Source organism: Nostoc sp. DedSLP03 (assembly GCF_034530815.1).
GTDB lineage: Bacteria > Cyanobacteriota > Cyanobacteriia > Cyanobacteriales > Nostocaceae > Nostoc.
In genome coordinates, this window is the sequence record NZ_JAVRCK010000081.1 from 32,290 (window position 1) to 42,325 (window position 10,036).

The window sequence follows — 10,036 nt, forward strand, 5'->3', positions numbered from 1 at the left end:
GCCGATGCAATGGCATAACAAGCCGATGCAATGGTATTGCAGGGCAAGGATGTGAGGAAATATTTAGAAGACTTGTGTGTACACCATAGCCATTCAGCGGAGATGATATCACAGGTATTATTTGCTCGATTGACAAAACAGGGTTAAGGTGCGGAATATTTTATGAAGAAAAAAAAAGGATGGCTATTGACGATACTGGTTGTAGCAGTAGTAGGAATCAGCATCATCATCGGACATAGCAATTCTCTAAAAGCTGCTTCACCTTTAGGGAAAGACACGCTAACGATGATTACTTCCCCAGATTATCCTCCTTATGAGTTTTATGATACGAAAGGAGGCGATCGCCAAATCGTTGGCTTTGATATAGATATTGCCAAAACCCTTGCTGAAAAACTAGGGTTTAAACTTCAAATAATGGAATCCGATTTTAATGGATTAATCCCTGCAATCCAAGCAAATCGCGCTGATTTTGTCATGGCTGGGATGACTCCGACTCCAGAACGTCAAAAAAACATTGATTTTTCAATTATTTATTACGAAGCCAAAGATACAATTGTCGCTCCTAAAGGTAGCAATCTGAAGCAACCCCAAGATTTATCGGGAAAAAAAGTTGGGGTACAACTAGGAACGATACAAGAACAAAATGCCCAAAAAATTGCGAAAAAAGTTGCAGGTATTCAGCTAAAGCAACTCAATAAAGTGCCAGAAGTCGTTCAAGAAATCAAATCTGGGCGAATTGATGCCGCAATTGTTGAAGATACCGTCGCTAAGGGATTCGCCCAAGCTAACCCAGATTTAGAATTTAATACAATTCCCTCAGAGGAAGCAAGTGGATCGGCGATCGCTTTTCCCAAAGGTTCTTCTTTTGTACAACCCTTTAACAAAGTCCTGCAACAAATGAAGGACGATGGCACATTGGCTAAACTTGTAACCAAGTGGTTTTCACAGAATACCGCCGCCAATTCTGCATCTTCAACTCCTGCCAAAGGCGGATTGAATCTCGATTTCACCAGAATTCTTCCCGATATTCCCTTTATTCTGCGGGGAATTCCGTTAACTTTGTTGTTTACCCTATTATCTGTAACCTTGGGGTTAATCTGGGGAACAATCTTGTCTCTGTTAAAAATTCTCGGCATCAAGCCGCTTACCTGGGTTGCTAACGCCTACACTTCTGTTTTTCGAGGTACACCTTTGTTATTACAGTTGGCGTTGGTTTACTACGCAACACCCCAGCTTACAGGCTATGACATTTCCGCATTGGAGGCTGGGGTACTAACTTTTACCTTGAATTCTGGCGCTTATATGTCGGAAACCATCAGAGGTGGGATTCAAGCGGTGGATAAAGGACAAAGTGAAGCGGCGATGTCTATGGGTGTTCCCTATTGGTTGATGATGTGGGATGTGATTTTGCCCCAAGCCTTGAAAAACATTCTTCCCGCATTGGTAAATGAAACTATCGGATTGCTCAAAGATTCCGCGCTGGTGTCAACCATTGGGGTAGTGGAAATATTACGCAGCGCCCAAATCGTTGGTGCAAACAAATATATTTATTTTGAACCACTACTATTTGCAGGGTTAATCTACTATGTTTTGGTAATGGGTATGACCTTGGGTGCATCCGCTTTAGAAAGGAGGTTACGAGAAAGTGAGTAATGTAATCATTCGCACGGAATTCTTATCTAAATCCTTTGGCAAACTCGACGTACTCAAAGATATTTCCACTGAGTTTTACCAAGGGGAAGTGGTTGCGATATTAGGCCCTTCTGGTTCAGGTAAGTCTACCTTTCTGCGGTGCATAAACTTGTTAGAACAACCCACCAGAGGCAGAATCTACTTTCACGACCAAGAAATTACCAAGCCTAAAGCAAACATTGCTAAAGTACGCCAGCATTTGGTGATGGTCTTTCAACATTTTAATTTGTTTCCCCACATGAATGTGCTGGAAAATGTCACCTACGCGCCCATCAAGGTAAAAGGTGTTAACAAGCAAAAAGCAGCAGAACATGGCTTAGAATTGCTGAAGAAGGTAGGTTTAGAATCAAAAGTGTCTGTGTATCCATCCAAACTATCTGGGGGACAGAAACAGCGAGTAGCGATCGCTCGTGCATTAGCAATGGAACCTGAGATGATTTTGTTTGATGAACCCACCTCTGCATTAGATCCCGAAATGGTCAAAGATGTGCTGGAAGTGATGAAAGGTTTAGCCCTATCAGGTATGACAATGGCGATCGTTACCCATGAAATGGGCTTTGCCAAAGAAGTTGCCAATCGGATTATGTTCCTCGATCGGGGAAGTTTAGCAGAAGATACTACTCCTAGCGAGTTTTTCCAAAATCCTCAGTGCGATCGCGCCAAGCAGTTCTTAGAAAAAATGCTTTAGAGGTTGTTTGAAAAGTGGTTGGCTGTGATTAAAATTACCCCCCTTAATCCCCCCTTGTAAAGGGGGGAAACAGGAAAAAAATCTAGTTCCCTCCCCTTTACAAGGGGAGGGTTAGGGTGGGGTAAAAATATTTGATACATCAATCATGTTTGTAAAGAAACTCTAAAAGTAGCAAACAGCGATCTAAATCTACTTCAGTGTTTTCACACCAGAGTAGTTAATAATCTTGGCATCTGAAGTTAACAAAGGACAATCATAAAATCTGGCTGTAGCCAGAATAAGTTGGTCAAATGGGTCGCTATGGAAGCCGTTTAATTGAGTTGAATCAATGATTATTGGCACAGATAAATCTAATAGTTGTACTCCTGGATAACTTAAAGCAGCTTCTAGCCATTTATCAATAGCCAAAGGTAAAACTAGTCTCTTTTTCTCTATCAATTTAGCTACTTCCCAACAAGAAAGAATGCTGATTCCTAAACCGCCAGACTCGTAATCTTGTAACCATTGTTGCTGTTGCTTAGTCAGTCGTGAATCGTTCTGAACCCACCAAACCCAAATATGAGTATCAAGTAGAATCATTGCAAAACTTCCCAGTCCTCTAGGGCGACGGGTTCTGTGGGATCGTCATAACGGTATGGCTGTGTGTTGTGCAATAGATTTGGATTTGTCTCAAATTTGGGTTTTGGCGCTGCTTGGTGGTGTGGAGTTTTCGTTTCCAGAATAATCACTTCCACTGCATCCCCGGCATGAAAAGGTAAACCGCGTAGTGTCAAAGTTCCATCTTCAGTTAAAACGACTTCTATCTTGTGAGCGTTCATATTTCGACTCCAAAGGCAAATTTTCAGTCTTCACTAGAATTAGTGTAATTTTGTAACTTAGAGAAAGTTTGTAAAGAAACTCTAAAAGTAGCAAATAGCGATCGCCTGAAAACAGGATAATGCAGCTGAACAGGTTAATCCTTCCCATTCAACCTAGAATTATGGCATCTCCACCGAAAATCCTCGCCTTTGCTGGCAGCACCCGGATAGATTCTTACAACAAAAAACTGGTAAAAATCGCCGCAGCTGGCGCTAAGGCAGCTGGCGCAGAAGTGACTTATGTAGACCTCCGCGATTTGCCTTTACCTTTGTATGATGAAGATTTGGAAGCTCAAGAAGGACTACCAGCCAATGCCCGCACATTGAAGGACTTGATGATTTCTCATCAAGGATTGCTGATTGCTTCGCCGGAATATAACAGTTCACTCACAGCAGTTTTGAAGAACGCCATTGACTGGGCATCTCGTCCATATCAAAATGAAGCACCTTTGGCTTTGACTGCTTTTGCAGGGAAGGTTGCTACTATTATGAGTGCTTCCCCAGGCGCACTTGGTGGTTTGCGGGGATTGGTTCACCTGCGGTCTATTTTGGGAAATATCAAAGTTTTGGTACTTCCCGACCAAATAGCAGTATCCAAAGCTTATGAAGCCTTTAATGCTGATGGCACGTTAAAAGATCCGAAACAGCAACAATCTATTGAGCGGTTAGGCGATGGCTTAACAAAGATATTGCTGAAGCTTAACTAAATTCTTCAGGTGTTCAGTAAATCACGAACACCTATACAGCAGAATTCAGAATTCAGAATTCAGGAGTCAGAATTTAAAAGTAAAACAGGCTTTATACCTGTCACTAACTTAAAATTCGCTGTAAGTAAATAAATATGTCATACAGCTTGTTCATAAACGAGTCGCACTGTTTCAAACCCTAATAGGGATTTAGATAAATTGCAATAAAGCACTTTTGCTAATCAAATTAATCTGATTTTGTTTCAAACCCTAATAGGGATTTAGATAAATTGCAATATGCATTGGAGCCAGGGAATGGGAATGTTGATTTGTTTCAATCCCTAATAGGGATTTAGATAAATTGCAATGAAAATTTATTGCATTATGTACTGATTAAAAAAGCGTTTCAATCCCTAATAGGGATTTAGATAAATTGCAATGGGTAGAGTCGGGGGGCTAGGGGGGGAGCATTAGGTTTCAATCCCTAATAGGGATTTAGATAAATTGCAATGATAGCTCTACTGGTAAATTTCCTCGCACTTATGTTTCAATCCCTAATAGGGATTTAGATAAATTGCAATTTTAGCTAATGCTGAGTTACGCTTTTGGCGACAAAGGTTTCAATCCCTAATAGGGATTTAGATAAATTGCAATAGCGGGAGCCTGAAAGCCAAGCTGTATTTAGTTTTCAAGGTGCGGTTGCGCGATTCCAGAGTAATCATAGCATTAGAGAATTCGTTTGGAAAGAGCGCCAAGAAAATTTAAAGGCTGAAATCGTGTTTTGATAAGCATTTTGGGGATTGCGCGGATGAGGATTAGGCGACTAATGGCTTCAAAGCCTTGCTGGAGTTGGGATAGAAGCATTTTTTTTGCCTGTGAAATTTTTACACCTACCCTTCCGCGCATTTGAAATGCAGAAACCTAGCTAGAAGGAGACTCAGCAAAGAAAATTGTTTCGTCTCGTGGCTGTTCTCCGCCAATGCGTTCGACTTTTCGCTGACAACAGCCACAGAGAAAATAAAAACGAACGCTGTCAGTGTCGGGTTTAATCAATTTAGCTAAACGCGATCGCAGTTTAGCATACTGAGTGAGAGTGATATCGCACTCAAACACACTCAGTTGCATCCATTGTCCGTAAGACTTGAGAACAGAATGGATTTTAGTCCGACGTTTATCTTCTGGAATGTCGTAGCTGACAACAATATACATGGGAAAGTAGGGGAGAGGGATAAATTACAAATTACTTGAGAATTAAAGGGGGATATTTATCGATTTCGTTCATCAGATACTTACTTAATAACCTCGCCTGAATTTCAAAGGCTTCTTGGTAGGTGCATTTGTTGCCCATGACTGGATGTTTGAAACTCGATAGTTTCTTTTGTTGGTAGGCGCGAAGAAATGTATGTAGTCCTTCTTTGGTTAAAGACACAGCACCACTGAGCGGTTCGGTGGTAAAGTCAGTTAAGGTTAGCGATCGCTTGTTAATCAGCGACAAAACTACAGCATCCACTATTAAAGGACGAAATTCTTCCATCAAGTCCAAAGCTAGGGAAGGTCTACCATAACGCTCAACGTGTAAGTATCCTAGATAAGGATCGAAACCAACAATATTTAAAGCACTTTGCACATCATGACGTAGCAATGAATACCCAAAACTCAATAACGCATTAACTGGATCGGTTGGTGGGCGGCGGCGTCTGGCTTCAAATATAAATTCTGAGGTTTTGATTAGCTGTTGAAAACAACCAAAATAGGCTGCACTACCAGCACCTTCTAAGCCTCTGAGAGAATCAATATTGTTAGTGTTTTCGATTGGTGCGATCGCGTTTTCTAATCGAGTGATGTTATTATTCAGGTCAGTATCAAGATGTTCTCGTTGAGTGCGAAGTAAGCTATGACGGTAATTTTTCAATTTACCCCGCACAAATCCTCTAACTAAATGTATTGCTGGTTCTGATTCTCCCACAGCTTGCCATTGGGCTTTACGAACAAAGATATTTTTAGTAGCTTCTGGTTCTAAACGCCCTAAATATCGTCCGTTTTGTGTGAGAAATGTTAAACAAATGTGACGTTCTAAAAGTTCACTGACGACGGCGGGAGAAATAGTAGCCCGTCCTAGTACTACAATTCCCTCTATTTTAATTAAAGGGATATCCAAGATTGTTTTTTGTTCAGCTTTGACAGTGAGACGTTCGTCAACTTTACCGATAAAAGCATCGGCTTGTGTTACGTAAAGTGTTCCCATGATTTCATCCTTAATTAATTAAAAATTGTCAAACTCAAGTCGATGCAACAAAAATGCAGCTTAATACATCAAAGATGCAGGTCGATATAACAAAGGTGCAAGTCAATACAACAAAGGTGCAGCTTGATACATCAAAGATGCAGGTCGATACAACAAAGGTGCAAGTCAATACAACAAAGGTACAAGTCAATGCAACAAACATGCAGGTCAATGTAATAAAGATGCAGGTCAAAGGACTTTAAATTTGTCGTATAAATGAAAAATCAGACACAAACAAAGTCCACCTAAGCAAACTTTAGAGAAATTCGCATCAGTTATGTATGTGGATGTAGTAGGAAATTTTATGATCCAAGATAATTTTCAAAAATTAACTTCTTGATAACTTTTGACTTTATCAGTTGCTTTGGGCAAACATTGCGAATAAAGGCTGCATCCTTGGCAGCGTTTGCTGTAAACTGGTTTTGGCATTGCTCCTGTTTCTAGGAGATTTGTGACAGATTCAATAGTAGCGATCGCACTTTGCCGTAACTCTGCATTAATCTCTACTAATTGCCGTTGATGGGAGTGGGCATAATAGATATATCCAGTAGTTACAGATTGTCCTGTCATTTCTTCTAAACATAAGGCTTGGGCGCAAACTTGCAACTCATCGTTATCCCATTCGCCCTTGCGTCCTCGTTTATATTCCACTGGATGAATTTCACCTAATTCGCCTTCAATTAAATCAGATTTGCCGAGGAGTTTGTATTGCTCAGACTTGAGCCAAATTGCCCGAATCTGCCAAGTTTCTCCTCGCTGTATATCGCTTGTGGTGTGGACGCGATCGTGTAATGTTGTGCCTTCAATTGTGTATTGATTATCGGTAAACTCCCCTGCACAAAACATCCGCCAACAGCGATGTAGCGCTATTGGCACACCTTGACAACCTAACGGACGTCAAAGGTAAAACATTGACCTTAAACGGTGACGCTCAGATTATCACGTCCGATAAAAAGTATGGTAATGGGTGTCTCTCCTTTGATGGTAGTGGAGACTATATGTCACTACCCAATCATATTGATTTTGATTTCTCAACAGGAAAAGATTTCACTATTGAATTTTTCGTTAAATTCTCATCACTATCAAGTTTCAAGGCACTAATAGCACGTAGCGTCACAAACAGTGACAGTACATTCAATCTTGATGCCAACTCAACGAATATCAGAATAACGGGTTGGTACTCTGTCTACATTGACCAACCACATGGCATGTCTACTAATACGTGGTACTATATCGCCGTCACCAGGGAAGGCAATACTTTAAAGTTATACAAAGACGGTATCTTATTGGGTTCCTATACTGGTGCTACTAACTTCCCGAATACAAACACCTTTACCGTAGGAGGTGACCCGTTATCTGGGGCAGGTGCTTCCATCAACGGGAAGGTGGACGAACTTAGAATAACCAAGAGAGCAAGGGTGATAACGTCTGTTCCCTCTGCTGCCTTTCCTGATAGCTGACACCTTGTTCAAGAGTGACATTCAAACATGTCATTAAAACTGACATGAAAATATGTCATCAGACATGTCACTTCAGAATAATACCCCAGGATAGTGAGATGCTACCTTGGGGTATTTGTTTTTGTAGGTGGGTTTTATTACTTGTCTTGCAGTAATTTGTCGATTAATTCTTGTTGCTTGCGTAGCTGTTCCTTAAGTAAGTCGAGTTCCGATTGTTGATTGTTGACCGATATTTCAGGATTTATCTGAATTGCGTATTTTTCAATATCCCTGTAATGTTTTCTCGACATCTCCTCACTGTGTTCGCACCATGCGTTAACTATTGCCGCGTCTCTGCCTAAGTCAAATATTTGATGAGTAATAAATGTGTGACGCGTATTGTAGCAAGGTAGATATTTTTTTACCTTACCCTGTTTGATTAATTCAGGTATAATCCCTTTATTTCTTGATGCTTCATACCCATGCCATACGCGTTGTAGTGAGTCGCTATTTATGGGCTTACCTACTTTATTCTTGAATAAGTTTTCGTTTGATTTACCTTGTGGTATCGACTTAAGTAGTTGCCATAATTCACCATCTTTAGGCATAGGAAACATACGTACTGTATCATTCTTGGTGGATTTGTAAATCTTTAAGCGATTGTTGTAGTTTCTTCTTAGCAGTATTCTCTCTCTGTCCCATTCAATATCTATCCACCAAAGGGCAATCGCTTCTCCCGTCCTACATCCAGTAAGAAATTTAAATTTAATGAGAGGGTAATAGTGCTTAACCCTGTTACTCTCATCTTGAATGTATTTTAGAATTTCTTGTGCCTCATCCCAGGAAAAAGCTTTACTTTGGTCTAGCACGTCATCGTCACTTTCTATCTCTTTACTTTGGTCGATAATCCGTTCGGTTTTCTTCTTGGTATTAATATCTTCTGCCATCCCATCAAAAAGATTCTGGTGGACTAGCTTTTGTCTAATAGCTAACTGATAAGCTTCTGACAAACAAGACAAAACTCGTTTTACTGTTGAATGACTGTAATTGTTCAATAACCAATTGCGTATATCTAGTGGTGACTCACCAACCTTTCCAAGTGCTTTCTGAATAGCGCGTAAATATTCCCCCCTAAACTTTAATTGGAATACAGTCTCACTGAGGCTTTCTCTTCTGAAATTACAGTACATATCCCAAACTTCCATTAAAGACAGTTCGGGTTTAGGCGGTAGCTGGTCATCAGAAGTTACAGCACTACCTTTAAGTTTCAAATCAGCAATGATGCCGTACTTAGCTAAAGTCTCGTCAAAGCATCCATCCTGTAAGTCAAGTGTCATTCTCTCAGCTAGTCTTTGCGCCCTAGCCATATTCGCATCATTAGCGTCCATCCCTAGTGCTATCCGTGGCTGCTCTCCGCCAAAATACTGCCTTGGTAGCCTAGCTTTAATTCTGCTTTTCTCTACGTAGATTGATACTTTGCCTTTGGAGGTTTTGCCTGTTGAAGTTTTGCCAGTGTTTACCATAATGCTCACTTAATGCTCAAAACATGGAAGTCAGTTTTTTAGATAACTGACATTTAAGAATTGTAGCATTTTTACTGTCCGCAACGATGCGGACAATAGGCGTATTGATTCAATGCCGCAATGGAAATATATTCAGTTTGATTCATAACTTAGATGGTTTTTAAATGATTATTGAAATTAGGGAGAATATAGCCGCCGCGTCATTCCCATGCCCATTGTTGTTTTTCTCCCGACACCGCTATACAAAGCAAAATCAGCTAAAGCATTAATTTGCTTAATTTTGATGGGTTCAATTTCTCCCAAAATCTTGTAGTTAACTTCGCCAATAATGCCAATGAATTTGCTGCGAGAATCAGCTAATATTTCTGTGTGAATATTGACAAATGAAGGAAAGATTGACTCGATCGCAATCTGAGTAAATTCTATGCCACTGTATTTATTCCACCGCGAAAGTAAAGAATTGAAAACAGATTCTCTGGTAGGAAGAGTAGTATCATACTGTCCTTGACGAAAGGCGGTAGGCGTGGAAAAGCTAAGGTTAATGGAAGAATTGCGATCGCTAGCTTCTTCGTATAATTGAGCGTAAGTACTGGCATTCGCCCAAGGTTGAATAGATTGGGGTGTACCTTGAATGCTGGTAATATACAAATCAGTCGGGCCAAGATGCCAAGGGCGATTGGGATTAAGATTTAGCCAGAGTTGGGTAAGTTTGCCAAATAGAGTGTCATCTAATAAAGAGATGCGCCACCAACAAGGAGTTCCGGCGGGAATGGGTTGTTGATGTGAATATTGCAATTTAGATCCCCCCTTCAAAAGGCTTGTCATTACCAACATCTTTTAAAGTGAGGTAGGGATGTAATAGAGTCA

The 10,036-nt window shown here is 40.5% G+C and carries 10 protein-coding genes, 1 pseudogene and 1 CRISPR repeat array; of the genes and pseudogenes, 4 read left to right on the forward strand and 7 right to left on the reverse strand.

Going from position 1 to position 10,036, the window contains the following annotated elements; translation table 11 throughout:
- Positions 1-162: 162 nt before the first annotated feature.
- A complete protein-coding gene (locus RM368_RS29360) occupies positions 163-1,653 on the forward strand; it encodes an ABC transporter permease subunit (RefSeq protein WP_322697322.1) in 1,491 nt (496 codons plus the stop codon).
- Entirely contained in the window at positions 1,646-2,380 is a 735-nt protein-coding gene (locus tag RM368_RS29365) for an amino acid ABC transporter ATP-binding protein (RefSeq protein WP_322674759.1), read from the forward strand. The genes RM368_RS29360 and RM368_RS29365 overlap by 8 nt, the downstream gene beginning before the upstream one ends.
- A 189-nt stretch (positions 2,381-2,569) precedes the next feature.
- Here the strand turns inward: RM368_RS29365 and RM368_RS29370 are convergent, their stop codons facing one another.
- Entirely contained in the window at positions 2,570-2,959 is a 390-nt protein-coding gene (locus RM368_RS29370; RefSeq protein ID WP_322697323.1) for a type II toxin-antitoxin system VapC family toxin, read from the reverse strand.
- Positions 2,956-3,198: a hypothetical protein gene (locus RM368_RS29375; protein WP_322697324.1), complete on the reverse strand. Its 243-nt coding sequence runs from the start codon at positions 3,196-3,198 to the stop codon at positions 2,956-2,958. Before RM368_RS29375 ends, RM368_RS29370 begins: the two co-directional genes overlap by 4 nt.
- A 119-nt stretch (positions 3,199-3,317) precedes the next feature.
- On the opposite strand from RM368_RS29375, the gene RM368_RS29380 reads away from it, so the two are divergent.
- Positions 3,318-3,944, forward strand: coding sequence for an NAD(P)H-dependent oxidoreductase (locus tag RM368_RS29380; RefSeq protein ID WP_322697325.1), 627 nt, complete (start codon positions 3,318-3,320; stop codon positions 3,942-3,944).
- A gap of 168 nt (positions 3,945-4,112) precedes the next feature.
- Positions 4,113-4,577: a CRISPR direct-repeat array (repeat unit 37 nt; unit sequence GTTTCAATCCCTAATAGGGATTTAGATAAATTGCAAT).
- Positions 4,578-4,844: 267 nt separating this feature from the next.
- Here the strand turns inward: RM368_RS29380 and cas2 are convergent.
- The 3 genes from cas2 to cas4 all read right to left on the reverse strand — a co-directional run bounded on the left by cas2 (position 4,845) and on the right by cas4 (position 7,083).
- Positions 4,845-5,132 (reverse strand): CRISPR-associated endonuclease Cas2, encoded by a 288-nt coding sequence (gene cas2 / locus RM368_RS29385; RefSeq protein WP_322666482.1) that lies wholly within the window; start codon positions 5,130-5,132, stop codon positions 4,845-4,847.
- 31 nt (positions 5,133-5,163) lie between these two features.
- On the reverse strand, positions 5,164-6,168 hold the full coding sequence (gene cas1d / locus RM368_RS29390; RefSeq protein WP_322697326.1) for a type I-D CRISPR-associated endonuclease Cas1d: 1,005 nt from the start codon (positions 6,166-6,168) through the stop codon (positions 5,164-5,166).
- Between the two features lie 360 nt (positions 6,169-6,528).
- On the reverse strand, positions 6,529-7,083 hold the full coding sequence (gene cas4 / locus RM368_RS29395) for a CRISPR-associated protein Cas4 (RefSeq protein ID WP_322697327.1): 555 nt from the start codon (positions 7,081-7,083) through the stop codon (positions 6,529-6,531).
- 35 nt (positions 7,084-7,118) lie between these two features.
- Here cas4 and RM368_RS29400 point away from each other — a divergent pair, with 35 nt between their 5' ends.
- Positions 7,119-7,667: a LamG domain-containing protein gene (locus RM368_RS29400; RefSeq protein ID WP_322697330.1), complete on the forward strand. Its 549-nt coding sequence runs from the start codon at positions 7,119-7,121 to the stop codon at positions 7,665-7,667.
- Between the two features lie 137 nt (positions 7,668-7,804).
- On the opposite strand, the gene RM368_RS29405 is transcribed toward RM368_RS29400, so the two are convergent.
- Entirely contained in the window at positions 7,805-9,169 is a 1,365-nt protein-coding gene (locus tag RM368_RS29405) for a tyrosine-type recombinase/integrase (protein ID WP_322697328.1), read from the reverse strand.
- A 177-nt stretch (positions 9,170-9,346) separates the two neighbouring features.
- Positions 9,347-9,967, reverse strand: a pseudogene (gene cas6, locus RM368_RS29410) (CRISPR-associated endoribonuclease Cas6); the annotation flags it as partial.
- Positions 9,968-10,036 lie beyond the last annotated feature (69 nt).

What these genes read in the sequence shown, in the direction of transcription:
- RM368_RS29360 (WP_322697322.1), top strand. Translation starts at nt 163, where the DNA reads ATGAAGAAAAAAAAAGGATGGCTATTGACGATACTGGTTGTAGCAGTA.
- RM368_RS29370 (WP_322697323.1), bottom strand. Translation starts at nt 2,959, where the DNA reads ATGATTCTACTTGATACTCATATTTGGGTTTGGTGGGTTCAGAACGAT.
- RM368_RS29375 (WP_322697324.1), bottom strand. Translation starts at nt 3,198, where the DNA reads ATGAACGCTCACAAGATAGAAGTCGTTTTAACTGAAGATGGAACTTTG.
- RM368_RS29380 (WP_322697325.1), top strand. Translation starts at nt 3,318, where the DNA reads ATGCAGCTGAACAGGTTAATCCTTCCCATTCAACCTAGAATTATGGCA.
- cas2 (WP_322666482.1), bottom strand. Translation starts at nt 5,132, where the DNA reads ATGTATATTGTTGTCAGCTACGACATTCCAGAAGATAAACGTCGGACT.
- cas1d (WP_322697326.1), bottom strand. Translation starts at nt 6,168, where the DNA reads ATGGGAACACTTTACGTAACACAAGCCGATGCTTTTATCGGTAAAGTT.
- RM368_RS29405 (WP_322697328.1), bottom strand. Translation starts at nt 9,169, where the DNA reads ATGGTAAACACTGGCAAAACTTCAACAGGCAAAACCTCCAAAGGCAAA.